Origin of the sequence: Marinomonas algae (genome assembly GCF_047525555.1) — a bacterium.
GTDB lineage: Bacteria > Pseudomonadota > Gammaproteobacteria > Pseudomonadales > Marinomonadaceae > Marinomonas.
Genome location: NZ_JBLIXK010000001.1, coordinates 863,770 through 888,297, shown reverse-complemented (window position 1 = coordinate 888,297; position 24,528 = coordinate 863,770). Strand labels below are relative to the sequence as shown.

At 42.4% G+C, this 24,528-nt stretch carries 25 protein-coding genes, 1 other RNA gene and 1 pseudogene; 14 read left to right on the top strand and 13 right to left on the bottom strand.

All coding sequences use genetic code 11. From position 1 onward, the window contains the following. Nucleotides 1-7: 7 nt before the first annotated feature. Nucleotides 8-1,174 (top strand): amino acid aminotransferase, encoded by a 1,167-nt coding sequence (locus tag ACMUMQ_RS04165; RefSeq protein WP_414680746.1) that lies wholly within the window; start codon nucleotides 8-10, stop codon nucleotides 1,172-1,174. 174 nt (nucleotides 1,175-1,348) lie between these two features. On the opposite strand, the gene ACMUMQ_RS04160 is transcribed toward ACMUMQ_RS04165, so the two are convergent. The 5 genes and pseudogenes from ACMUMQ_RS04160 to smpB form a co-directional block, all read right to left on the bottom strand. Next, on the bottom strand, nucleotides 1,349-2,119 hold the full coding sequence (locus ACMUMQ_RS04160) for a DUF2971 domain-containing protein (RefSeq protein ID WP_414680745.1): 771 nt from the start codon (nucleotides 2,117-2,119) through the stop codon (nucleotides 1,349-1,351). Nucleotides 2,120-2,132: 13 nt separating this feature from the next. Then, nucleotides 2,133-2,360, bottom strand: a pseudogene (locus ACMUMQ_RS04155) (tyrosine-type recombinase/integrase); the annotation flags it as partial. 15 nt (nucleotides 2,361-2,375) lie between these two features. Beyond that, complete coding sequence (locus ACMUMQ_RS04150) at nucleotides 2,376-2,543, bottom strand: hypothetical protein (protein WP_414680744.1); 168 nt, start codon at nucleotides 2,541-2,543, stop codon at nucleotides 2,376-2,378. 173 nt (nucleotides 2,544-2,716) lie between these two features. Further along, nucleotides 2,717-3,078, bottom strand: a transfer-messenger RNA (tmRNA) gene (gene ssrA, locus ACMUMQ_RS04145). A gap of 54 nt (nucleotides 3,079-3,132) precedes the next feature. Beyond that, nucleotides 3,133-3,612 carry an SsrA-binding protein SmpB gene (smpB, locus tag ACMUMQ_RS04140; protein WP_414680743.1) on the bottom strand — a complete coding sequence of 160 codons (480 nt, stop codon included), beginning with the start codon at nucleotides 3,610-3,612 and terminating at the stop codon, nucleotides 3,133-3,135. 180 nt (nucleotides 3,613-3,792) lie between these two features. Here smpB and ACMUMQ_RS04135 point away from each other — a divergent pair, with 180 nt between their 5' ends. From ACMUMQ_RS04135 to ACMUMQ_RS04125, 3 genes are read left to right on the top strand one after another with little or no spacing between them, the layout of a single operon-like run. Next, nucleotides 3,793-5,151 (top strand): sodium-dependent transporter, encoded by a 1,359-nt coding sequence (locus ACMUMQ_RS04135; RefSeq protein WP_414680742.1) that lies wholly within the window; start codon nucleotides 3,793-3,795, stop codon nucleotides 5,149-5,151. 1 nt (nucleotide 5,152) lies between these two features. Further along, on the top strand, nucleotides 5,153-5,584 hold the full coding sequence (locus ACMUMQ_RS04130; protein WP_414680741.1) for a type II toxin-antitoxin system RatA family toxin: 432 nt from the start codon (nucleotides 5,153-5,155) through the stop codon (nucleotides 5,582-5,584). Nucleotides 5,585-5,587: 3 nt separating this feature from the next. Continuing rightward, nucleotides 5,588-5,866 (top strand): RnfH family protein, encoded by a 279-nt coding sequence (locus tag ACMUMQ_RS04125; RefSeq protein WP_317005133.1) that lies wholly within the window; start codon nucleotides 5,588-5,590, stop codon nucleotides 5,864-5,866. A gap of 2 nt (nucleotides 5,867-5,868) precedes the next feature. Here the strand turns inward: ACMUMQ_RS04125 and ACMUMQ_RS04120 are convergent, their stop codons facing one another. After that, complete coding sequence (locus ACMUMQ_RS04120; protein ID WP_414680740.1) at nucleotides 5,869-6,183, bottom strand: outer membrane protein assembly factor BamE; 315 nt, start codon at nucleotides 6,181-6,183, stop codon at nucleotides 5,869-5,871. Nucleotides 6,184-6,252: 69 nt separating this feature from the next. Between ACMUMQ_RS04120 and fur the strand changes: the two genes are divergently transcribed. Continuing rightward, nucleotides 6,253-6,663, top strand: coding sequence for a ferric iron uptake transcriptional regulator (gene fur, locus ACMUMQ_RS04115; protein WP_317005131.1), 411 nt, complete (start codon nucleotides 6,253-6,255; stop codon nucleotides 6,661-6,663). 109 nt (nucleotides 6,664-6,772) lie between these two features. Here fur and recN read toward each other — a convergent pair whose 3' ends face one another. Next, nucleotides 6,773-8,443, bottom strand: coding sequence for a DNA repair protein RecN (recN, locus tag ACMUMQ_RS04110; RefSeq protein WP_414680739.1), 1,671 nt, complete (start codon nucleotides 8,441-8,443; stop codon nucleotides 6,773-6,775). Between the two features lie 195 nt (nucleotides 8,444-8,638). On the opposite strand from recN, the gene ACMUMQ_RS04105 reads away from it, so the two are divergent. The 4 genes from ACMUMQ_RS04105 to dnaJ all read left to right on the top strand — a co-directional run bounded on the left by ACMUMQ_RS04105 (nucleotide 8,639) and on the right by dnaJ (nucleotide 14,549). Further along, entirely contained in the window at nucleotides 8,639-10,399 is a 1,761-nt protein-coding gene (locus ACMUMQ_RS04105) for a sensor domain-containing diguanylate cyclase (protein WP_414680738.1), read from the top strand. 240 nt (nucleotides 10,400-10,639) lie between these two features. Further along, on the top strand, nucleotides 10,640-11,218 hold the full coding sequence (grpE, locus tag ACMUMQ_RS04100; protein WP_414680737.1) for a nucleotide exchange factor GrpE: 579 nt from the start codon (nucleotides 10,640-10,642) through the stop codon (nucleotides 11,216-11,218). Between the two features lie 101 nt (nucleotides 11,219-11,319). Beyond that, nucleotides 11,320-13,236: a molecular chaperone DnaK gene (gene dnaK / locus ACMUMQ_RS04095; RefSeq protein WP_414680736.1), complete on the top strand. Its 1,917-nt coding sequence runs from the start codon at nucleotides 11,320-11,322 to the stop codon at nucleotides 13,234-13,236. Between the two features lie 185 nt (nucleotides 13,237-13,421). Continuing rightward, nucleotides 13,422-14,549, top strand: coding sequence for a molecular chaperone DnaJ (gene dnaJ, locus ACMUMQ_RS04090; RefSeq protein ID WP_414680735.1), 1,128 nt, complete (start codon nucleotides 13,422-13,424; stop codon nucleotides 14,547-14,549). A gap of 42 nt (nucleotides 14,550-14,591) precedes the next feature. Here dnaJ and ACMUMQ_RS04085 read toward each other — a convergent pair whose 3' ends face one another. Beyond that, the gene (locus ACMUMQ_RS04085) at nucleotides 14,592-15,203 is read right to left on the bottom strand and encodes a uridine kinase family protein (protein ID WP_317002744.1); all 612 of its coding nucleotides are present in this window, start codon (nucleotides 15,201-15,203) and stop codon (nucleotides 14,592-14,594) included. Nucleotides 15,204-15,538: 335 nt separating this feature from the next. Here ACMUMQ_RS04085 and ACMUMQ_RS04080 point away from each other — a divergent pair, with 335 nt between their 5' ends. The 3 genes from ACMUMQ_RS04080 (at nucleotide 15,539) to ACMUMQ_RS04070 (ending at nucleotide 17,959) form a co-directional block, all read left to right on the top strand. Then, entirely contained in the window at nucleotides 15,539-15,922 is a 384-nt protein-coding gene (locus ACMUMQ_RS04080) for a hypothetical protein (protein ID WP_414680734.1), read from the top strand. Between the two features lie 58 nt (nucleotides 15,923-15,980). Beyond that, a complete protein-coding gene (locus ACMUMQ_RS04075; protein ID WP_414680733.1) occupies nucleotides 15,981-16,310 on the top strand; it encodes a DUF3392 domain-containing protein in 330 nt (109 codons plus the stop codon). Nucleotides 16,311-16,573: 263 nt separating this feature from the next. Next, complete coding sequence (locus ACMUMQ_RS04070) at nucleotides 16,574-17,959, top strand: glyceraldehyde-3-phosphate dehydrogenase (RefSeq protein ID WP_414680732.1); 1,386 nt, start codon at nucleotides 16,574-16,576, stop codon at nucleotides 17,957-17,959. Between the two features lie 87 nt (nucleotides 17,960-18,046). Here ACMUMQ_RS04070 and ACMUMQ_RS04065 read toward each other — a convergent pair whose 3' ends face one another. The 3 genes from ACMUMQ_RS04065 to ACMUMQ_RS04055 form a co-directional block, all read right to left on the bottom strand. Continuing rightward, nucleotides 18,047-18,826 carry a TSUP family transporter gene (locus tag ACMUMQ_RS04065; RefSeq protein ID WP_414680731.1) on the bottom strand — a complete coding sequence of 260 codons (780 nt, stop codon included), beginning with the start codon at nucleotides 18,824-18,826 and terminating at the stop codon, nucleotides 18,047-18,049. A 122-nt stretch (nucleotides 18,827-18,948) separates the two neighbouring features. Further along, nucleotides 18,949-20,436 (bottom strand): glycerol-3-phosphate dehydrogenase, encoded by a 1,488-nt coding sequence (gene glpD / locus ACMUMQ_RS04060; protein ID WP_414680730.1) that lies wholly within the window; start codon nucleotides 20,434-20,436, stop codon nucleotides 18,949-18,951. A 149-nt stretch (nucleotides 20,437-20,585) separates the two neighbouring features. Beyond that, the gene (locus ACMUMQ_RS04055; protein ID WP_414680729.1) at nucleotides 20,586-21,356 is read right to left on the bottom strand and encodes a DeoR/GlpR family transcriptional regulator; all 771 of its coding nucleotides are present in this window, start codon (nucleotides 21,354-21,356) and stop codon (nucleotides 20,586-20,588) included. Nucleotides 21,357-21,514: 158 nt separating this feature from the next. Here ACMUMQ_RS04055 and glpK point away from each other — a divergent pair, with 158 nt between their 5' ends. After that, the gene (glpK, locus tag ACMUMQ_RS04050) at nucleotides 21,515-22,999 is read left to right on the top strand and encodes a glycerol kinase GlpK (protein ID WP_414680728.1); all 1,485 of its coding nucleotides are present in this window, start codon (nucleotides 21,515-21,517) and stop codon (nucleotides 22,997-22,999) included. A 97-nt stretch (nucleotides 23,000-23,096) separates the two neighbouring features. Then, nucleotides 23,097-23,384 carry a hypothetical protein gene (locus ACMUMQ_RS04045; protein WP_414680727.1) on the top strand — a complete coding sequence of 96 codons (288 nt, stop codon included), beginning with the start codon at nucleotides 23,097-23,099 and terminating at the stop codon, nucleotides 23,382-23,384. A 98-nt stretch (nucleotides 23,385-23,482) separates the two neighbouring features. Here ACMUMQ_RS04045 and ACMUMQ_RS04040 read toward each other — a convergent pair whose 3' ends face one another. Further along, nucleotides 23,483-23,998 (bottom strand): DUF501 domain-containing protein, encoded by a 516-nt coding sequence (locus ACMUMQ_RS04040; protein ID WP_317002755.1) that lies wholly within the window; start codon nucleotides 23,996-23,998, stop codon nucleotides 23,483-23,485. Nucleotides 23,999-24,067: 69 nt separating this feature from the next. After that, the gene (locus ACMUMQ_RS04035) at nucleotides 24,068-24,478 is read right to left on the bottom strand and encodes an energy transducer TonB (protein WP_414680726.1); all 411 of its coding nucleotides are present in this window, start codon (nucleotides 24,476-24,478) and stop codon (nucleotides 24,068-24,070) included. Nucleotides 24,479-24,528 lie beyond the last annotated feature (50 nt).

The window sequence follows — 24,528 nt, the reverse complement described above, 5'->3', positions numbered from 1 at the left end:
AAAAGCAATGTTGGCTCAATTACCGCACATGAAAGGCGACCCTCTTTGGCAGATTCTAAGTGAATTCAATGAAGACTCTAGAGCTGAAAAAATAGACCTTTTAGTGGGAGTTTATCGTGATGAAACAGGGCACACTCCAATGATGAAGAAGGTTCAGGAAGCCGAAAAACAGCTGGCTGAAGAAGGTGCATCAAAAGCCTATCGCATGCTTTCAGGTAACATGACATTTAACCGTCAAATAGCAAAGTTCTTATTAGGAAATAATCGTTTAGATGACCATTGCACCATACAAACTGTGGGTGGTTCTGGCGCATTGCGAGTATTAGCGGATTTCATTGCCAAATTGTCCCCACAAGCCACAGTGTGGAATACCGAACCAGGCTACCTAAATCATCGACCATTAATGGAAGGTGCAGGTTTAACTGTAGAGCCGTTTCGCTGGGAAGACAAAGGTGGTCAGTTAGACATAGAAAAATGCTTGATGGATTTAGAAGGTGCGAAAGAGGGCGATATTCTCTTGCTTCATGGTTGTTGTCATAACCCAACAGGAATAGACCCAACTCTGGATCAGTGGCAAGAGTTTATCGACTTGTGTCAGAACAAGAATCTGATACCTCTGATTGATATGGCGTATCAAGGTTTTGGTGATGAGCCTAGTCAGGATGCGGCGGGCCTACGATTGGTGCTTGATCAAATGGATTTTGTCTTGATCGCCAGTAGTTGCTCAAAAAATATGGGCTTGTATTGTGAGCGTACAGGCGCGGCGCTGGTTGTTACCAAAGATCAAACTCGCCATAACGACATTCGTGCTTTGTTAGAATTAATCACCAGAGCGAACTACTCTATGCCGCCAGATCATGGCTCAGCCATTGCTGCCATGTTACTGGATGACCCTAAAGACTGGTTGAGAGAGTTAGCTACATACCGTAATCGTGTTATTCAAATTCGCCAAGCATTAACCGATGCTTTGATGGCGCTCGGCGCGCCAGAAGCTTTTCGAAGCATCGCAAAGCAAAAAGGCATGTTCTCGCTATTGCCACTCAGCCAAGAGCAAATGATGAGATTAAAAGAGGAATTTGCTATTTATGGTGTGCCAAATGGCAGGGTCAATATTGCAGGGCTTAATACTTCGCAAATCCCAAGATTGGCTCAAGCTATTATGGCTGTCGTGTGACAAATATATAGGCATAAAAAAACCACCCTAAGGTGGTTTTTTTGAATTGGTGAAGATGGGGGATTCGAACCCTGTCTGAAATATTATAAAAATCAGTAAGTTATTGGTTTGTGGAGATACATATACAGTATTTTTGGGCGTTTTTAGTGGTTCGGTTGTCGGATGCGTGTCATTTCATACAGGCGTATAGTTAAATTTGAAGTCACTTTGGCAAGGAACGGCTTGATACAATTTAATGATAGGATTGTGACTATTGGCCCATTTTTCTATGTAGCTAATTGTATCTGCACTTGCATTAGCTCCAAGGTAAATACCTTTGACTTTCTCTCTTGATAGCGTAAATGTGTGAATATCTAACTTCTTAGCATCAAGGCTATCTTTCTTAGGAAAAGACTTTAATGGTGCAATCCATCTATACTCTGATTCATGCTTCCAAGAATTATCTTTTACAAAAAACGTATTGAATATATCTGATCTGTTTTTAGGTCTTTTATGAGTATATATGACCTTGTCAAATCTAGAAGCATTGAAAAAATCAATGCCTTTTTCTTTTGGGATCTCTATTGATTTATGATCAATGCAGACCATAAAGCCAGTATGATTTTCACCATAATATGCCCATAATGATCTATGGTCTTTTTTTCTGCTGAAAGACAGTATTCCAAAGAGGTGCGCTGATAGTTTTTGGGAACTATCACAAAAATCTTGTGCTATATCTGGTAGGATTAAATCATGAATCAAGATCTTCGCGAGTGGCTCAACTTCCATCTCATCGAGTTTCTTATCCATTGCTGTTATTAGTTCCTGAGGATACTCCTCTATTACAGGGGTTAATTCAAATGGGTCATTTAGTGCTTCTTTCTGTGAAAATCGAAAGCTAATATCTCCTGATTTTAATAAGATGAACTCTTTTGACTTAGGTGGGTAATATTTATAAAGCTTCATAACTTTCCTTGTTTTATTTAATATTTGATAATGGGTTTAGTCTTGTGGCTTCCTCTAGTAAGTCGGGGGCTAGGTGTGCGTAGCGCATGGTCATTTTTATGTCACTATGGCCGAGTATCTTTTGTAAGGTCAAGATGTTTCCGCCGTTCATGATGAAGTGGCTGGCGAAAGTGTGCCGTAATACGTGGATGGCTTGGCCTTTTGGTAGTTCGATTGTTGTTTTGGCGAGTGCGCAGCGAAAGCCAGCGATATAAAGCTATTTTAGGTTTTGAGGTGCATCTTCCCCTTGCGTAACAATTTTATTGTCTTTCCACATGACATTATATTGCCCGAGCTTTTTCTTGCGTTCCAAGGCTGCTTGAACTGCCTTTTTTAATGTGATTTGGGTTGATGCTACAAGCGCATTTTTAGAAGGAGTTGTCATAATTAGCCTCTTGAATTTATAACTTAGTATAAGTTGCACTACAAACTAATAGTGACACTTAATTATAAGAAGCGCTTTTACTTCTGTGGTGTTAATAAAGTATAGGCCAATGTGCCAATGTGCAGCTTGATTTTAAGACATAAAAAAACCACCCTAAGGTGGTTTTTTTGAATTGGTGGAGATGGGGGGATTCGAACCCCCGTCCGCCAGTCCTCTGCCATCGGATCTACATGTTTAGTCACTTCTATTGTTTGACCACGAACCGCCCGAAGGACAGGGTGTTAATGGCGAGCCTACTTAGTCTTAGAACCTTATCCCTAGGCGGGGCATCAGTTAGCATCTTGTAATTTATGATACTGCGGAATCTCTGGCTACAAGCAACCTGAGGGCAGCACACTAGCAGGGGTTTAGGCTGCTAAAGCGTAGTTTTCGTCGTTTGCGACTATATAATTGATGCGGGGGATTTACGAGATCACGCATCACTCTCGACATGCACCTCAGGTTTTGTAACCGGCGTCGAAACCAAGTCATCCCCGAAGTTGCGGCCATTCTAACGGAAACCAAGTGGTTTCGCTAGACGTTCACCGTCTTAAACGCTGTGTTTCATTAATCGTTCTTTATCTCGAGCCCAGTCGCGCTCTTTGGCTGTATCGCGTTTATCGTGATCTTTTTTACCTGTCACTAGGGCCACTTCACATTTGATTTTGTTGCCTTTCCAGTAGAGCGCCATGGCGGCACAGGTTTTGCCTTTTTGTTCCGTCACTTGGATGATGCGATCAATCTCTTTGCGATTTAGCAACAGTTTGCGCTGACGCACTGGCTCACAAACCACGTGAGTGGAAGCACTTAATAGTGGTGTAATGCGCGCACCGACTAACCAAGCTTCGTTTTGGTGAATGATAACGAAGGAGTCAACCAGTTGGGCTTTGCCTTCACGTAGGCTTTTCACTTCCCAACCTGATAACGCTAAGCCGGCTTCGAATTTCTGATCGACAAAATAGTCGTGCTTGGCGCGTTTGTTGAGGGCGATGGTGCCTGTGCTGTTGGATTTTTTCTTTGCTTTACTCATAGTGGGAAATTATACGGTCGATAGAGGTAAAAACCTATGCTTTTCTTGAGGTATGCGCTCGAATGTAAGAAAATTCATACCTATTAGTTATTTTGATTGGTTAGGTGTTGCGAATGTGTCGCTAGGTTTGTATTTGCCACCTATCCTTTAGTGTCCTTATTGTTATTTAGAGCGTAATTTATGCCGGAAAGTCGATGTTTACAAGGTATCTGGTCCAGTCCGTGGATATTTATTTTTGCGGCGAGCGGATCTGCGGTCGGGTTGGGGAACATTTGGAAGTTTCCTTATGTGCTAGGGCAAAATGGTGGTGGCGCTTTTTTGTTGGTGTATTGCCTGTGTTTGCTCTTGGTTGGCTTGCCTGTTTTGATCGCAGAAGTTGCTTTGGGTCGAACCGTACGCTCTAACCCTATTGATACGGTAAATGATTTAAGTGAGCGCCGTATTGTCCATTCCGCTTGGGTGATTGTGCCTTGGATCGCCGGCATAACGGGCTTTTTGATTCTGTCGTTTTATAGTGTGATTGCGGGTTGGTCTCTTGCTTATTTAGAGAGAGCCATATCTGGTGATTTCATGGGGATTACAAGCTCTTCTGCAGCCGATATGTTTACTGGCTTGTTGGCTGAACCGACTGAAATGCTGTTGTGGCATTCCGTGTTTGTGGTGTTGGTTGTGGTGACTGTAGGTCAGTCAGTTACTCGTGGCTTGTCTGCTGTTGTGCGGTTTTTATTGCCTGCGCTCGTTATCACTTTGGGGGCATTGGCTGTTTATTCTGTCTCAATAGGCGATATGGATTCCACGCTACGCTTTATGTTCCAGTGGTCTTGGCAAGATGTCACGTTTGATGTGGTTCTTGCTGCTGTTAGTCTTGCGTTATTTAGCTTAAGTGTTGGTATGGGCGCTATGTTTGCTTACGGTGCCTATATCAGTAAGCGTATGTCGATTGCCCGTGCTTGTACGATTGTCGTTGGCGTAGATTTGCTGGTGGCTTTGTTGGCAGGGCTAGTGATTTTTCCTTTGGTGTTTGCTTTTCAAATTGATGTGGAAGCAGGGCCAAGTTTGACCTTTGTTTCTTTGCCTATCATCTTCGGCAATTTAATTGGCGGTCAGTTCTTTGCCAGTATTTTCTTCTTATTATTGGTGATAGCAGCATTAACTTCAGCGATTTCTATGTTGGAATTGTTTGTCGCTTGGCTGCACGAAAAGTTCTACATTGCCCGTTTGAAAGCCGCGTTTTTGATGGGCGTGTTGGTTTGGTTTGTCGGTGTTGCCGTGCTGTTGTCTTTTAATCATTGGGACAGCGATATTGTTTTAGGGCTGAACTTCTTTGAAGTGTTGGACTCAGTAACCTCGTTGATTCTATTACCTATTGGGGCGATTCTTTTGTCTATATTGGTGGCTTGGTTTATTCCGCATTCCATGTTGCAAAATGAGATGATCACAAAGCGCCTTAGCCATTTTCAATGGTGGTATAAAGTCCTGAAGTATATAAGTATTCCTGCAATGGTGATGATTACGGTTGCAGGTTGGATAGGAGTTTAGTTTGAGTCATGTAGAGCGGTTTGCTCATGTTAATTATAGTTGCGAGCAGATGTTTGCTTTGGTTAATGATGTTGATGCTTACCCAGAGTTTTTACCTGGTTGTTTAGGCTCTAATTTAATTTCACAAACAGCAACAGAGATAGTGGCGTCTTTAGATGTTGGTAAAGGACCAGTGAAACAATCCTTTACAACAAGAAATACATTAGAGCAGTACAATCGCATCGAGATGGCTTTGGTGTCTGGGCCATTCAAAAGCTTGCATGGCGTTTGGACTTTTACAGAACTGTCACCGACAAGTTGTAAAATTATGCTGAGTATTGAGTTTGAGCTGAGTGGTATGTTGAAGTTCGCCTTTGGTGGGGTGTTTAGCCAAGTTGCTAACGCCATGGTGGACTCTTTTAGTAAACGCGCAAAAGTAGTGTACGGTGAATAGAGTATGAGAGTTGAAGTAGCTTATGCTGAGCCTGATAAGCAAAAAATTGTAGCCTTAGAGGTTGAAGAGGGCTGTACTGTTCGCGATGCAGTACGTCGTTCAAATATAACGACATTTTTTCCTAACATTGATGTGGAAACGATCAAGGTAGGTATTTTCGGTAAAGCGGTAAGAAATGCTGACGATCAAGTATTAAAAGAAGGTGAGCGTGTAGAGCTGTACCGAGAACTGAAGGTTGACCCTAAACAAGCTAGAGCCAACCGAGCAGCAAAAAACAGCTAAGCTTAGTTGTTTTTGATTTGTGTTAAAACACCGTCACTGAAGGTAAGCACTAGGTTGTTCACTTCACTGGTTTTGGTGTCTGTTGCTGGATGAAGAACAGTAAACATATAATGCCATTCGTCTGGTTTAAATGTGTCTCTTATCATAGGATTACCTAGTAGGTAAGTGACTTGAGATTCAGACATGCCAACTTCTAGCTGTGATAGTTGCTCCTGTGTCACAAGGTTCCCTTGAGTAACTGGAACTTTGTAAGGTGTAAATAAACTGCATGCACTGAGTGAAAGTGCGGCACATAAAATTAAAACTGATTTTTTCATTTGTATTATCCTTACTCTGGTGTGCTAATGATAAAGTAATTATCAACAAGAACGAATAGAGAATGACTCATGACTAGCGAAAATCAAGAGCTAAAGAAAGCGGGACTCAAGGTAACTTTGCCACGAGTGAAAATTTTACAGATCCTTGAGAGTGCAGGCGAGCGCCATATGAGCGCTGACGATGTATATCGTACTCTGCTTGATCAAGGCGAAGACGTAGGTTTAGCAACGGTTTATCGCGTGTTAACTCAATTTGAAACAGCGGGCTTGGTTCAGCGTCATCACTTTGAAGCTGGCACAGCGGTGTTTGAATTGGCGAAAGGCGATCATCACGATCACATGATTTGTTTGGATAGTGGTCGAGTAATTGAGTTTGTTGACCCTATTATTGAAAAACGTCAGCACGAAATCGCGGAAGAGCATGGCTTCGAGATTGAAGACCACAGTTTGATTTTGTACGTACGTCCAAAACAAAAGTAAGCACTGGCTTTTAAAAGATTTACTCTTTAAAGCTTTGCTCTATAAAAAAGGAGGTTAAGTTTAATGCTTAACCTCCTTTTTATTTCGCTGTGTGGTAACTTTTTCTGAGTTATTGAAGCTGTACGTTACCTAGCATTTCTCTGGCGTGGGCGAGCGTTTGTTCTGTCAGTTCTAAGCCGCCAAGTAAACGGGCAATCTCTTGTGTGCGATCTTGATCTTTGAGTAAGTCCACTTGTGACGAAGTGGCTTCATTAGACACGTTTTTACTTACTCTTAAGTGTTGATTACCTTGCGCGGCCACTTGAGCTAAGTGAGTAACGCAGAATACTTGGCCACGTTTACCAACAGATCGCAACATGCGTCCAACCACTTCAGCAATACCACCACTGATACCCACATCGACTTCATCGAAGACGAGGGTTGGAATAATAGACGTGTGTGCTGTGACCACTTGAATGCCCAAACTGATGCGAGACAATTCACCACCTGACGCAACTTTCCGTAAAGGTTGAGCGGGTTGCCCTGGGTTGGAAGCAATCATGTATTCAATGTCTTCGAAACCATTGGCTGTGACTTGGTTTAATGGTTGGCATTGAATAAAGAATCGAGCATGAGGCATGCCTAGACCATGAATTTGCTCTTCTACTTTTTTGGCTAAATCGTCTTTGGCTGTGATGCGTTTTTCTGTCAAAGTTGTCGCCAATGCTGTGAGTGTTTCATAGGCTTGTTCTTCTTTTTCTTTCAACGCTTCTAGGCTTTCTTCGCTGCCTTGCAGTCCTTCTAACTCTTCTTCAACGCTTTCTCTCAGTGAAATCAAGGCTTCTGGTAAGACTCTGTGTTTGCGTGCTGTATCGTAAATGTCGGACAAACGTTGCTCTATTTCAGCTAATCGCTCTGGGTCTTGCTCTAGGGTATCTTGGTAATGATGCAAACTGTCCGCGGCTTCTTGCGCTTGAATGAGAGCGTCGTTCATCATTTCCAGTGCGCTTTCTAGCTCTTTTGTTGCAGGGCGAATTTGGCTTGCGCTGCTAAGAGCTTGATTCAGTAGAGAGCAAATATTGCCTTCGTCGCTATCAATTAAAATATTGCTGGCTTGATAGGCTTTTAACTGAGAGTCGGCAATGTTGGATAAAAAGCTCTGCTCGTTTTCAAGAGATTCAATTTCACCTTCTTTTAAGTCAAGGCGTTGCAACTCTTGTGCTTGATAGGACAGAAGTTGAACTTTTGCGTCTTGTTCAGAAGATCGACTCTGTTTTGCTGACAACTCTTCTTTTAGCTGTCGCCAAATGGTGTGCTGAGCGCTAACTTTTTTTGCTAGATCAGTGAGTTGCCCATAAGCATCCAGTTGTTGCCTTTGAGCATTTTTTTTAAGTAGCGACTGGTGCTCATGTTGACCATGAATATCAACTAGATGGCTGCCAACTTCTTTTAAGTCGCTCAAAGTGCATGGGCGGCCATTAATATAGGCTTTTGAGCGACCTTCTTTGCTGATGACACGACGTAAGATGCAATGCTGATCGTGCTCTAGATCTCTTTCTTCAAGCCATTCATGTACGTGCGGATAATGCTGTATATCGAAGCTCGCACTGATATCGGCTTTTTTCTCTCCGTGCCTGACGACAGCAGCATCCGTACGATCGCCTAAACAAAGCGATAAAGCATCCACCATAATGGATTTACCAGCACCGGTTTCACCTGAAATCACTGTCATGCCTTGTTTAAACTCAAGCTCTAGGGCTTCAGCAATCGCGAAATTGGAAATAGCAATGCTAGTCAGCATAGAGGGCTCCAAAAGAGAAAAAATACATATGGTTATTTATACAGTAGTTGGCTGTTTTTTGACAAGTGCTAGAGTCAGTTATTTCTTTTCTTTTGTTCTGTGTAAAGAGTTTAATAGTATTGGCTGGTGCTTAGAGAAACAGGGTAGTATTGTGTATCTAGTTAACATATTTGGAGAATAAGGCTAAGGATGGGTATGCAGGTGAAGAAGAAAAGACTGACTTTGTTGGTGTTCATTAATGCGCTTTCCTTGGGTGCTATTGCCCTACTTATTATTTCTGCTTTATGGGTAGAAAGTATTTATGAAAAATATGAACTAGACTCCAATCGCCTTGAGCGATCCCATATCAGTCAAGTCAGATCTCAACTGAAAAACCGTGTAGATACACTGGTTAACCTCGCTCAGTATCGAAACAATAAAATTGAACAGGATCTTAAGGATGACTTAAAAAATCGGGTTTATGAACTGAATAGCCTGATGATGGATATTTATACCAGTAATAAGGGTATTAAGTCGGACGATGAGATTAAACAGCTGATACGCGAAACAGTGCGAGGCCTTAGATACAATCAAGGACGAGGTTATTACTTTATCGATACTTTGCAGGGGGATGTAATTCTTTACCCTGTTTACCCTAAATCAGAAGGCACCAATTTATATGATCTGCAAGATGATCTAGGAAATTACCCGCTGCGAGACGAAATAGAAGTAGTGAAGCGTCATGGTCACGGCTTTACAGAAGGTTATTGGAAAAAGCCAGGTGACTCTGAGAATCGCTTTAAGAAAATTGTCTATGTGAAAAAGTTTGCGCCATATGATTGGTATTTCGGAACAGGCGAATACGTCGATGTTGTAAGGCAATCGGTTCAGGAAGAAATGCTGGATTATGTGGATCAACTTAGATTTGGTGAACGTAATAAAGAGTATGCTTTTATTCATGACCGAAAAGGCGTGCAGATTGCGAACGGTGTTTATCCAGAACTAATTGGTAAAGAAAACTATGATCTGACGGATGCGAATGGAGTGAAAATCATCCAGCAGCAATTAGCCTTGACGGAAAAAGCACCGTTTTATGGTTTTTTCTCGCATTTATGGCCAAAAAACACCATGTCTGATCCACAAGGTTATTACAACTCTTTAACTTATGTGGCTGCGATTCCTGAATGGGATTGGGTTGTCGGATCGAATGTCGATATGACTGAGTTACAGGCTGCAATAGAGAAAAACCAACAAGAGCTGAATGACAGATTGCAGTCGAGTATTTTGAATATTTTGTTGTTAATGTTTGGTTTGGGGTTACTTGGTGTTTTGGTGGCGCATTTTACGACCAAGCGGATTCGGCGAGGTATCGAGTTTTTCTCGGATCATATGCAGAAAAGCTCCGCACGAATGAATCTAATTAATCATGACGACGTGACTTATCAAGAGTTTGACGACCTTGCTAAAGTCTTTAATGAAAAGACGGAAAAGATTAATACATTGCTGCATCAAGATGACTTAACGGGCTTATTTAACCGACGGTTTGTTGACGCTAAGCTGCAAGCCTTATTGAACGTCCCAGTATCTGATCAACAATCGTTGGCATTGATCCTTTTTGATATTGATCACTTCAAAAGAATCAACGATGAGTATGGTCACTTGGTTGGGGATGATGCCCTATGTGAAATAGCAAAATGTATCCAATCACAAACCCGTAAACAGGACTTTGTTGGGCGCTTTGGCGGAGAAGAAATACTCGTTATTTTGCCAGATATCTCTAATGATGAAGCCTTGGAAGTAGCGGAGCGTATTCGAGAAAAAGTCGAGAGCTTAACTATTGAAGGTATTGATCGAGTGATTACTGTTAGCGGAGGAATCAGCTGCCGATCTGGAGAAACGCCAGACAAAATGATCACTGAAGCAGATAATAAGCTGTATCAAGCGAAGAAAAATGGTCGTAATAGAATAGTGTCGTGACAATTTATTATTTTTGAACCTGAGTTTGTTGTTCTGTTTAATATTAAGGGCTGCTGTTGCAGCCCTTTTTTATGCTTGTTTTTATTCAGTTTTTTTTATCGGTGGTTGTTCTTTTTTATGCTTTATAAATGAAGTTAAAAAATCCCATAAAATTAATGCGGTTTTACTGTTGAAAGGCAAAAAGCTGTCCCCATATAACCACCACAGAGAATGAATTGTTTCTGTTATTTGGAGTAAAAGATGAGTGATCAGCAGAAAAATCCTAACCTAGAAACGGAGCCAGACTTGAAAAGCGAAACACAAAATGAAGCAGTAGAAGAACTTTTAGAGCCTGAAGCAGAGCTACTAGAAGAAGTTACTGAGAATGATGAGCTTGCTAAAGCATTAGAAGAGGTTGCTCAGTACAAAGAAGCAGCACTTCGTGCTCACGCTGACGCACAAAATGTTCGTCGTCGTGCAGAGCAAGACGTTGAAAAAGCGCACAAGTTTGGTATTGAGAAATTTGCCAAGGCAATTGTTGGTGTTGCAGATAACCTAGAGCGAGCTCTTGCGTCTACGGCAGCAACCGATGAAGAAGATCTTGTTCGTGAAGGTGTAGAGCTAACGCTTAAAGATTTGCTTGAAACCCTAGCGCGCTTCGAAGTGAAAGCGATTGATCCACATGGCGAACCGTTCAACCCTGAATTGCATCAGGCGATGACTATGGTGCCAAATCCAGAACTAGAACCGAATACAGTAATGGATGTGGTACAGAAAGGTTATACGCTTCATGGACGTCTATTACGTCCAGCAATGGTAGTGGTTTCTAGCGCAGCATAATTTACTGTCATTTTTTTGACACTAGGCGCTTGAAATACTCAGAAGCGTACCCAAATACAGAATTATCATTGAAATAAACGAAATTATTGGAGATACAAACGATGGGTAAAATCATTGGTATTGACTTAGGTACAACGAACTCTTGTGTTGCTGTATTAGATGGCGAGAAAGCTCGCGTTATTGAAAATGCTGAAGGTGATCGCACCACGCCTTCCATCGTTGCTTTTGCTGACGATGGTGAAGTACTTGTTGGTCAATCAGCTAAGCGCCAAGCAGTAACTAACCCAACAAACACTTTGTTTGCGGTTAAGCGTTTGATTGGTCGTAAATTTAAAGACGACGTTGTTCAGAAAGACATCTCTATGGTGCCTTACAAAATTATGGCTGCAGACAACGGCGATGCGTGGGTAGAAATTAAAGGCGACAAGAAAGCGCCACCACAAATCTCGGCTGAAGTTCTTAAGAAAATGAAGAAAACAGCGGAAGACTACCTAGGTGAGAAAGTAACAGAAGCAGTTATCACGGTACCTGCTTACTTTAACGACTCTCAGCGTCAAGCAACAAAAGATGCTGGTAAAATTGCGGGTCTAGAAGTGAAACGTATTATCAACGAGCCAACAGCAGCGGCTCTTGCATACGGTCTTGATAAGAGCTCTGGCGATTCTACTATCGCGGTTTATGACCTTGGTGGTGGTACATTCGATATCTCTATCATCGAAATCGCTGACGTAGATGGTGAGAAGCAGTTCGAAGTATTGTCTACAAACGGTGATACTTTCCTAGGTGGTGAAGACTTCGATATGCGTGTTATCGAATTCTTGGCAGCTGAATTCAAGAAAGATACTGGCATCGATCTACACAACGATCCATTGGCTCTACAGCGTCTTAAAGAAGCGGGTGAGAAAGCGAAGGTTGAATTGTCTTCTTCTTCTCAAACAGAAGTTAACTTGCCTTACATCACTGCAGATGCGACGGGTCCTAAGCACTTGAACGTTAAATTGACTCGTTCTAAGTTGGAATCTTTGGTAGAAGAGCTTGTGATCAAGTCTCTTGAGCCTTGCCGTCAAGCATTGAAAGACGCTGAATTGTCTGCTTCTGATATCGACGAAGTTATCTTGGTTGGTGGTCAAACACGTATGCCATTGGTTCAAGCGAAAGTAACTGAATTCTTTGGTAAAGAGCCACGTAAAGACGTAAACCCTGATGAAGCGGTTGCGATCGGTGCTTCTATCCAAGGTGCGGTATTGGCTGGTGACGTAAAAGACGTTCTTCTTCTAGACGTAACGCCTCTGTCTCTAGGTATCGAAACCATGGGCGGTGTTATGACTGCTTTGATCGAGAAAAACACGACGATTCCTACTAAGAAATCTCAGACATTCTCGACTGCAGAAGACAACCAAAATGCGGTAACTATCCACGCATTGCAAGGTGAGCGTAAGCAAGCGGCTCAGAACAAATCTCTAGGTCGTTTCGACTTGGCTGATATTCCACCTGCTCCACGTGGTGTGCCACAAATTGAAGTAAGCTTCGACATCGATGCTAACGGTATCTTGAGCGTGTCTGCGAAAGACAAAGCAACAGGTAAAGAACAGTCTATCGTGATCAAGTCTTCTTCTGGTTTGAGCGATGAAGAAGTCGAAAAAATGGTTCAAGACGCTGAAGCGAATGCGGAAGAAGACCGCAAGTTCGAAGAGCTTGTACAAGTTCGCAACACAGCTGACGGCATGATCCACGCGACTCGTAAAACATTGACTGATGCGGGCGATAAAGCGACTGAAGAAGAGAAAGCAGCGATCGAAACAGCGATTTCTGAACTTGAAGAAGCGCTAACATCTAACGACAAAGAGAAGATCGAAGAGAAAACCAATGCGTTGACTCAAGCGTCTGGTTCTTTGGCTCAGAAGATGTACGCTGAAGCGGAAGCAGCTGGCGCAGAACAACCTGCAGGCGAACAAGCTACTGCTCAGGATGACGCTGTTGACGCAGAATTTGAAGAAGTAAAAGACGATAAAAAGTAAGCGTTAAGTTACTTATATCGTTCCCTCTTTTTAAAGAGGTTGTTTATAGCAGGCACGGTTCTAGGACCGTGTTTTGCTATTTACAATTTGCTCAGATAACGATTTTTGTAGTCTGAATTTTTAAGTTCAGACTTTTATTGTTTAAATTTTATGATTCAGACTTTTCAATTCGGGAAACTCCTGCAATGAGCAAAAGAGACTATTACGAGGTTCTTGGTGTCGCCAAAGGCGCTGATAAGAAAGACATCAAAAAAGCTTATCGTTCCTTAGCGAATAAGTATCACCCTGATAAGAACCCAGATAATCCAGAAGCGCTGGAAAAGTTTAAAGAGCTTGCAGAAGCTTATGAAATTCTGTCATCCGATGACAAGCGTGCAGCTTATGATCGTTTTGGTCATGAAGGTGTAAACGGCCAAGGCGGCGGTTATGGCGGCGCGGGTGCGGGTGGCTTTAGCGATATTTTTGGTGACGTATTCGGTGACATCTTCGGTGGCGGAGGTGGCGGTGGCCAGAGTCGTACTCGTCGAGGGTCAGATTTACGTTACACGCTAGAACTTGATCTTGAACAAGCGGTTTGGGGATGCGAAGAAAAAATCCGTATTCCAACACTAACGAACTGTAAGAAATGTGATGGTTCTGGTGCCAAGAAAGGCTCTACACCGAAAACCTGTGGAACCTGTGGCGGCGCTGGTCAAGTTCGTATGTCACAAGGCTTTTTCTCTGTTCAGCAAACTTGTCCAGAATGTCATGGTCAAGGTCAGGTTATTTCTGATCCATGTTCAGATTGTCATGGCCAAGGTCGAGTACAAGAATACAAAACGCTTAATGTTAAAATTCCAGCGGGTGTTGATACAGGTGACCGTATTCGCTTGTCTGGTGAAGGTGAAGCCGGATCTCAAGGTGGCCCAGCAGGCGACTTGTTTGTTCAAGTTTCTGTTAAACCTCACAGTATTTTTGAGCGCGATGGCGCGAATTTATATTGTGAAGTGCCAATTAGCTTCACGACTGCAGCATTAGGCGGTGAAATTGATGTGCCGACATTAGATGGTCGTGTGCGTTTGAAAGTCACAGCTGAATGTCAGACAGGCAAATTGTTCCGCTTGCGTAATAAAGGTGTTAAACCTGTTCGCGGTGGTCCAGTAGGTGACTTGATTTGTAAGGTTGTGATTGAAACGCCTGTGAACTTAACGTCACGTCAGAAAGAGTTGTTTACTGAATTGGCTGAAAGCATGGGTGAAGGAACGGATCATTCACCTAAGCAAAAAAGCTGGTTTGATGGCGTGAAACGCTTCTTCGACGATATTAAGAAGTAAGTGGTTTTCTAGGTCACATTGGATATAAAGTAAAAAAGGCGCTTATTTAGCGCCTTTTTCTTTTAGTAGGTAATCAATGTGGTTACGCAGCAAGTTCGCAGCATTGGTAAAGCTTTTGTTATTCGGAATAATAAAATCCGCTTTATTACGAATATCAATGGTTTTCAGGGCTGCTTGACGAACGTGGCGCATGTAGCGGCTTGTTACTTCGTTTACATCACGGCCGCGCTCTGCAATATCACGCTTTAGGCGTCGTACAATGGCGATGTCCATGTCGGTATCAACAAACAGAAGATAATCGACCGCATCACGAATACCTGGGTCTTGGAACATCATGTGACCTTCCACCAGCACAACGTGTGTTGGGTCTAGATTGCGGTAACCAGTACGCTTGTGTTGTGAATGATCATACACAGGAATTTCATTTGGCTGCTGGCGGTTTTTGCAGTTATGGATAGCCAGAGTAAGACTTTCAAGATCCAATGAACTCAAATCGTCAAAATTATAGACGTCAGGGTCAATGCTACCGCAACCATTGTAGAAACTGTCTTGGCATAGAACGGTGATTTTGTCGCCTTGTCCTTCTGCTAATAAAGAACAAAGTCGACTTTTCCCACTTCCTGAGACGCCAGTGATACCAATAACAAGTGCCATTTATTACCTCAAATAAATAAAGCTCAAAAATAAATCGAGCTTAGAAAATAAAGTTTTGCAACGCCTTGAGTAGAAGGCGCTTATAGTGTTGTATTATATATCAGATTTGGTGTTTTTTGCCTGTTTAAACTGGATGATGTTTTAGAGGGAAACTATTAATGCGAGAAAGAAAAGCGTCAATTGTGTTTATCTGCCTGCTTTTTTTGAGTGGGTTAGGAAGTTTATCTGTTTATGCTGCAACTCAGAGCGCTGTAGGGACTTCAAGTTACGCTGAATTGTTTGGTTTACGATTCAACGATTTAAGTCTAAGCAGATTAAATAGCAAGCTGCGAAGCATGGGAATAACAAGTTATCCGTCCTATAAAGAAGGTCAAACCAGCTACAGCTTGGGAACAGAAGGAATCTTAGGCGTAACCAATGCTACCGTGTTCACAAATTCATCTGGATATATTCAACAGGCTTTATTGTCTGGCGTAGTTGAGAGCAATGAAAAGCGCCAATCTCTTGGTAAATTGTTAGAGCAGAAATACGGATCGCCAGCAGCGGGTTATTTATCTGATGGTATTGGCAAGGCGAGATGGCTTTTCCGAGAAGGCACGACGATTGAGCTGCGCAATACCACTTTTGATGTGTCGCTCGCTTATGTGGATGAACGACCTAGAGTGCAATCTAGATCGGGAAAAATTGATGTAGAGGCTTTGTCTCGAAAGAACCAATAGCATTGCTGGCAGTTGTAAATATTAACTCTTAATTAGAAAGTTGTTTGATTCATTAACCATGCTTATTCTCGATTTAAATCTTCGTTTAGCTCACCTTGTTCAATCTCATTTGCATGATATTTCTTTGGCACTAGTGGCGACTTGTTTGGTCATTTATGGCGACAAAATAAATGGTTTTCTGAAGAAGCTGGTTTCTTCTTGGATTTTCATTGCGCGAGTGTCGGCTTTTATTCTGATGTGTACTTTTGGATACGGCTTACTGACGCTTTGGAGTCAGCCATTGGTTTACTGGGGGATTACACAAGTAGATTTGATATATCGCCCTGTTCTTGTGTTCGCTTGCTTTTGTTTATTGGGGATTTTAGCTGAACGAAAGCGCCATTTATAAAATAATTCATGAAAGTTTCTACCAGTTTTTGTTGCCAAATTACCACATAACCTTGTTGTTTTTAGGTGAATTAGCTTTTGCTTTGAGATTATGTGGTAAAGTTTCTAGCCCTTTCTATTTATTTCGTTATTTCTCTAAAAAAACACTCTAAATTACCGATTTTAAAGGTTTTTTGTTGCCTTGTTACAATTTGTTTTTGTCTTAATCTGCCGTTAAGCTGCGATCATATTTTGGTTTGACAGTGTGTTTTCGAGGGGCAGAACATGACAAATACTTGGTTACAAACACTTGCTCAGGCGGAATCAATGATTCCTCTTTTGGGTAAACTTGGGCGTGAAAAATCAGTGAAAATTGAATTGGCTGGTAATCCATTAATGGCTGATTCAGTGACAGGTTTGATGGCGGCTTTTGATCAGTATCCTGAATTAGATCTCACTCAAGTGTATCAAGTGTTAGAGCAAGTATTAGCAAGCGATGTCTCTCATACCGTTGTTGAATTAGAGTCTTTGCTGGCTGAAGCGGATATTGCATCTGTATTGGCTGCGAAGCCTAAAAATGGTGCGGAAACACCTGTTGTTTTATATGGCTTTGGTCGAATTGGTCGTTTATTGGCTCGTCGAATGTGTACTTTGGGACACACTACGCCGGGGATGAATTTGGCGGCTATTGTGGTTCGTAAAGCTTGCGACAATGATTTGTCCAAGCGTGCTAGCTTGCTTAAATATGATTCTGTACATGGCGTCTACGAAGGCTTAGTGAAAGTAGATGAGGTTAACCAAACCTTGGTCATTAACGGTTCGCCAGTAAAGATTATTTACGCATCTGACCCTGCAGAAGTGGATTATCAAGCTCATGGTATTGATGACGCTCTGTTAGTGGATAACACAGGTCGCTGGCGTGATCGTGATGGGTTGAGCGTGCATTTGAATCGACCTGGTATTAGTCGTGTTGTATTAACGGCACCCGGCAAAGAAATGAAGAACATAGTATTTGGAGTGAATGATAGCGATGTTACCGAAGATGACCGTATCATTTCCGCTGCATCTTGTACGACCAACGCCATTACTCCAATTCTATCTGTGTTAGAGAACGAATACGGCATTGAGTCTGGTCATGTAGAAACCGTTCATGCGTACACCAATGATCAAAACTTGATTGATAATATTCATAAGGGTGATCGTCGTGGTCGTGCTGCCAGTATGAATATGGTGATGACAGAGACTGGCGCAGCGAAAGCGGTTTCAAAAGCCATTCCGACATTGGAAGGAAAGTTAAGCGGTAGCGCGATTCGAGTGCCAGTAATTAACGTTTCCATTGCGGTATTGAGTTTGAATTTAAAATCCGCTGCGTCAGCAGGAGAAATAAATCAGCTGTTAAAGCGTGCTTCCAACAGTGCTGAGCTGACAGGTCAAATTGGCTACAGCGATGGTGCCGATGCTGTGAGTTCTGATTTTATTGGCTCTCAGCAAGCGGGTATATTGGATTCTTTATCAACCAAAGTGCGTGGTAACCAAGCGATTTTGTATGTCTGGTACGACAACGAATACGGTTACAGCTGCCAAGTGGTTCGCTTAATGGAGAAGTTGGCTAAGCTCAACGCTTCCAATGAAAAGAAAGACGTGACGTTACAAACAGATCAAGCGGCTTAAGTTCATCACAGAAGTCTCTTTGTAAAAAGGCGACCTTAGAAGGTCGCCTTTTTTATGTTTTTGATATTCGCTGCTTTCTAACAGGCGTTAGTTGTCGAGCAAGAGTTTCACAGAAATAGCCAGACACATAATGATAACCATAGGTCGAATCAGAGTTGCTCCTTTGGTTATAACGAGGCGTGATCCAACCTGAGCACCAAACCATTGACCAAATCCCATGGCAATGCCCAATGCCCAAACAATGTGCCCACTGAAGGCAAACATAGCTAAAGAAGCCAAGTTGCTGGTGGCATTTAGTACCTTAGTATGAGCCGTTGCGGAAACAACGGTTAACCCCATAAAACAAAGATACGCAGTAGAAAAGAATGCTCCAGTTCCTGGTCCTATTAGTCCATCATAAAAACCAATTCCTGTACCAATGATCAATGAAAACTGTAAGTTGGTAAGAGAAAAACGGCTGGCAATATAAGGCTGAACTTTAGGTAAAAAGAAAAAGAAAATGGCCACAGCAATGAGAATGATAGGAACGGCTTTTAACAACAAACTACTGTCTAAATAAGAGACTAGCAAAGTACCAGAAATCGCTCCTATTGCCGTCATGGCAATAGCGAACCACATATCAGAGAGCTTCACCTGGCCTTTCTTAATAAAATGGTACGACGCAGAAACTGTTCCCGCGCAACCTTGTAATTTGTTGGTTGCTAAAGCCTCAGCTGGAGACAAACCAGCGGCCAATAAAACAGGAACCGTAATGAGTCCACCACCGCCTGCAATGGCATCGATTGCGCCGGCAAAAAAAGCGACAACAAAGAGTAGAAGATAGACCCAAATCGATATATCGAAAAACACTAAATCCATAAAGGCCATGAAATCTATTCCTTGTTTGCAAGATTGGGGGAGAGGATTCAGTAGAGCAAAAAAAATCTACCTAAGCAATGACTTAGGTAGATTGGATGGTGAACATTTATAAAGGTGATATTTGAAGCTTTTTAGATTTTGCTTTGTAGGTAGCTTTCAAGCTCGGCGACTTGCTCATCAGTAAATTCCAAACCTAGCTTACTGCGTCGCCATAGAATATCTTCTGCAGAATGAGCCCATTCATGCTTGATCAAATAATCTACTTCGATTTGGTATAAAGAATGACCGAAATCTTTTCCTAAATCACTTTCTGAGTTCGCTTTATTTAATAACAGATGAGTTAAGGTACCGTAACTGTGAGCAAAACGACGGGCAAGAGCGGCGCCAATAAATGGATAATCTTGCTGTAGCTTTATGGCAAAGGCATCTAAAGACATATTCAAATCGCCACCAGGTAATGGCTTGCTATGAGTCCAAGCGTCACCAAGGTTAGCAAAATAAGGCTCCAGTTTGCGCATAGCGGATAGGGCAAGTTTTCTGTAGGTCGTAATTTTGCCACCAAAAATACTTAATAATGGCGCTTGGCTTTCTTGATCATCAAGATGCAAGGTGTAATCTCGTGTCACCGCGGATGGATCTGAAGATTCATCTTCCAATAACGGACGCACACCAGAATAACTCCACACAACATCTTTTGATGTTAGATTCTTTTTGAAGTGATCGTTGGCCACATTCAAAATGTAGTTAGTTTCGTCATCATTGATGGCGACCTCATTTGGATCGCCTTTGAACTCAACATCGGTTGTGCCTAACAAGGTGTAGTTTTCACGATATGGAATGGCAAAAACGATACGCTTGTCGGTGTTTTGCATGATGAAAGCATTGGGGTGTTCGTAGAGTTTAGGAACCACTATGTGGCTACCTTTGATCATGCGGATGCCGTAAGGCGCTTTTTGTTCTAACTTGGTTTCGATAAAAGATGACACCCAAGGGCCGGCAGCATTGACGAGTGCTTTCGCTGTCACGCTATGAACTTCCTTCGTGATTTGATCTTCTAGATCAATAAGCCATTCGCCGTTAACTCGCTTTGCGCTGGTGCAGCGGGTGCGAGCAAAAATCTGAGCGCCGTTTTCTTGAGCGCTCAAAGCATTAGTAACGACCAAACGAGCGTCATCTACCCAGCAATCCGAATACTCAAAACCTTTTGTGATGTCTGTTTTAAGTGGACTGTCGTTGCCATATTTCACGCCTTTTGAACCTAGCAGCGTTTCGCGTTTACCTAAATTGTCATAGAGGAATAAACCGATTCGGATAAGCCAAGCAGGACGTAAATGTGGTCGATGTGGCATTTGGAAGCGCATTGGTGTGACGAGATGAGGCGCGATTTTTAAGAGCACTTCTCGTTCGTTCAAGGCTTCTTTCACTAAACGAAACTCATAATGCTCTAAATAGCGTAAACCACCATGAATGAGTTTACTGCTCGAGGATGAAGTTGCATGGGCCAAATCTCCCATTTCACAAAGGCCAACATTTAGGCCTCGTCCAGCAGCGTCTGCCGCAATGCCTGTGCCGTTGATTCCACCGCCAACGATAAATACATCAAAATGGGATTGGTTCATGCTAAGCCTCGTGATTACGAAAATGATATGTTCGAAATCGAACATTTGTTTTCGATATTAAACCTCATAAGACAGGAAGACAACCTGCTATTGTGAACTTTTGATGATTTATTAGACGAATAAAAGTTTCAGGCCCGTGACGTTTGAGCCTATTTAGGCGTGCAAAGTTCTAATCGAACATCATGCTCTTTCATTAAATTGATAATGGCTTTTGGTGGTTGTTCATCTGTGAAAATACGATCAACCTGAGTAATGTTTCCTAGACGAACCATAGCATTTCGGCCAAATTTTCCGCTGTCTGCAGCAAGGAAAACGGTTCGAGAGTTGGAGATGATGCTTTGTGCGACTCGAACCTCTTGGTAGTCATAATCCAATAACGAACCGTCGTTTGGGTCAATGCCACTGATGCCGATAATGCCGAAATCAACGCGGAATTGATTGATGAAATCAATGGTTGCTTCCCCCATGACACCGCCGTCTCTGGAGCGTACAGTGCCGCCAGCAATGATGACGGTGAAGTCTTCTTTCCCGCTCAAGATAGCAGCAACATTCAGGTTGTTGGTGATAACTTGTAAACCTTGATGGTTCAATAATGCACGAGCAACGGTTTCAGTTGTTGTCCCGATATTGATGAATAAAGAAGCGTTATTGGGGATTTCTGCTGCAATGCGTTTTGCTATTTGCTCTTTTGCTGGCAGCTGCAATATTTGTCTTGTGGCATAAGCAACATTGGTGGTGCTGGAGTCATAACTGGCGCCGCCATGATGTCGGCGTATTTTATCCGCTTTTGCCAATTCATTAATATCACGTCGTATGGTTTGTGGCGTGACAGCAAATTGGCTAGCCAGTTCGTCGATTGTCACATAGCCTTGGTCTTTTACAATGCTGACAATCTTGTCTTGGCGGGAAAGTTGACTCATGTTGTTTTCTTCTCCTTGCAAAGGTTACTGCTTGCTTAATAGGTACGCATTGGTTTTTAATGTGTATATTCGTATTTGAATATTTATGTTCAAAAAACAAAACAAAAACAATAAATCATTCACTTTTTGAATGGTTGTGATTTCAAAGAGAATTCACTATGCCTAATTATATTCTTGCTATCGACCAAGGTACCACCAGTTCCCGCGCTATTTTATTTGATGAGAAAGGCTCGCGAGTAGGCCAATCTCAACAAGAATTTCCTCAAATATTTCCAAACGATGGTTGGGTTGAGCACGACCCTGAAGAGATTTGGTCATCGACTTTATCGGTTTGTCAGTCTGTTCTCAAGGATACAGGGATAGATGCGCAGGCGATAGCGACCATAGGCATTACCAACCAACGTGAAACAACCATTTTGTGGGATACAGAAACAGGCAAGCCGGTTTATAACGCCATTGTTTGGCAAGATCGTCGCACAAGTGAGTTTTGTCAGGCTTTGAGTGAGCAAGGTCTTGGTGAGAAGGTTCAAGAAAAAACTGGCTTATTAATTGACCCTTATTTTTCGGCGACAAAAATCCGTTGGGTTTTAGATAATGTTGAAGGTGCACGAGAAACTGCCAAAGCTGGGCGTTTGGCTTTTGGAACGGTTGATAGTTTTTTGCTGTGGCGATTAACCAATGGAGCGTCTTATAAAACTGATGCCACCAATGCGGCTCGTACAATGGCATTTAATATTCATACTCAAAAATGGGATAGCGAGCTAATTGACGCTTTAGGCATTGGCGATGTGCTGTTTCCTGAAGTAATGGATTGCAGTGCCGACTTTGGCGTTATTGATTCTTCTTGGTTGGGTGCGGAAATCCCAGTGAATGGTATTGCTGGTGATCAACAAGCGGCTTTAGTTGGTCAAGCTTGTTTTACTCCAGGAATGGTGAAAAGTACTTATGGAACAGGATGTTTTCTTATCTTGAACACAGGCGATAAACCGATTCGTTCGGAGCATAAGTTACTGACAACAGTAGGTTATCGTTTGAATGGAAAAGTTTCTTACGCGTTAGAAGGCAGCATTTTTGTCGCGGGTGCAGCGATTCAATGGCTACGCGATGGTTTGAAATTGTTTTCAGATGCGAAAGAAACCCAAAGCTTAGCTAAAAAAGCCTTGAATGATGACTCGGTTTATCTTGTTCCTGCATTTACTGGATTGGGTGCGCCTTATTGGGACCCTGATGCGCGTGGTGCCATGATAGGTTTAACCAGAGACACAAGCGTTGAAGATATTGTGAGTGCTGGGTTGCGTTCTGTTTGTTATCAAACAAGAGATTTGGTTGGTGCTATGGCGCAAGACGGTGCCACTTTCAGCTCACTAAGAGTGGACGGTGGTATGGTGATCAACGATGTGATGGTGCAGTTTTTAAGTGACTTGCTTGAGATAACAGTTGAACGACCTCGGGTTACAGAAACCACTGCGTTGGGTGCTGCATTTTTGGCGGGCTTGCATACAGGCTTGTTTAAGTCTTTGGATGATGTGTCTACTCTTTGGCAAGCAGACCAAAGTTTTGAACCTTCTATGGAGAAAGGAACGGGCGATAAGTTGTATAAAGGATGGCAAAAAGCGGTAGACAGAGTACGCACAAAAAGCTGATTGCATCTAGTTTACGTTTTACTACATGTGAGGGCTTGTATCACTGAGTTATTGCCGCTAAATTTTGTTTACGAATGGATTTTAAAAAGGTTTGAAAATGTCAAAACAGTTTGCCGAAGTACAACAAGACGATTTTATGAAGTTTGGCGGTGAGCGCCCAAGTTATTTAGAAATTGAAGACGCGTTAATGGCGCTAGGCGGACATGGCGTTAATGGTAATAACTTTAAGAACGAAATGGTGAAGTTAGCCGGTTGGACGGGTGGAGCGTTAACCACTTACGCTCAACGCGCAGCGGTTGCGCAAGGTGCCTTTAATAAGATCCGAGAAGCGCTTCCAAAAGCAAAAACAGCAGATGAATTAAGAGCTTTATTAGCCGGATCTTAATGGCCAGAACTTAACCTAAACCGTTAAGTAATAAAAAATAAGGGAGAAATGATTTTCATCGTTTCTCCCTTATTTTTTGCGGTGGTTTGAGCATGCGATTATTCTGCGTCTGCGACCGCTCTTATTCCGTATTCTTCATCTAAAATGCGCCCGATAACGTTATCACCAGCAAGGTGATGAGCGTACTGCATGTGTAAACAGCGGATTTGATCCCAGTTTGCAATACCACCAATACCTAGTTTTTCGAATAAAGGCTTAAAGCCCTTTTCTTCTATGATGGCTTTATGTTCGTCGCTCATAACTTCCCAACGGCGAGCAACATAATCGCGATGAGAGGCATGGTAAGCTTCTCTTAATGTTTCGTCTTCTTTTATGCGTTGCTCTAGTTCTTTCACCACACCTTGGCTTTCTATTTTTGCCAATGCTTTATCTATGGCTTTGCTTGATAACCAGTAAAGTGTTGGGAATGGCTGATCAAAAACCCAAGTTTCCATTTCTAAAACTTGTGGCGTGCCATTAGGAGAGTAGTGAGCAATGGCGTTAATGCCATTTGGCGCTCGTCCTAATTGTGCGGCAATAATATCGAGATCGTGCTGAGAGAGTGTATTTGTCATCTTGTCTTAATTTCGTGGGTGATTGTGTGTGAAGCTGGCTTTGTCTGTTTTCAGTTTAGACATTAGCTTTTAGATTGTGAAAGCTGGAAAGCTTGCGGCGAACTTTTGTATCCATTCTGCGGCGGCTTCATTGTAATTGAGTCTACGGCCTGCAATTTTTGCTTGGCGTCGATAATGCTCAATCTGGGAGAGTTGTTCGATCATGCGAACACAGTAACATTCTTCTTTGGTCGGGAATTCAATTGAGATTCGATAACCATCCATTTCCTGCTCGCATTGGACAACACGACCAGATACGCAGAAATTAGGGTCTATCTCTTCTAATGTGATTCTTACCGAACGTCCATTATCAAAAGGACGAGAGGTGAAGGATGTAATACCGACAAACCCAGCTCTTTCCTCATTAATCTGAGGGAATGGCTGATCCTCAATTAGAGTGATCTCTAATGGAAGGTCTCTCGGATGTGCAACAAATTCCATCGCAACAAGCCAGCTACTATTATTTTAGACAGTTAATTAAGTTATCGGCC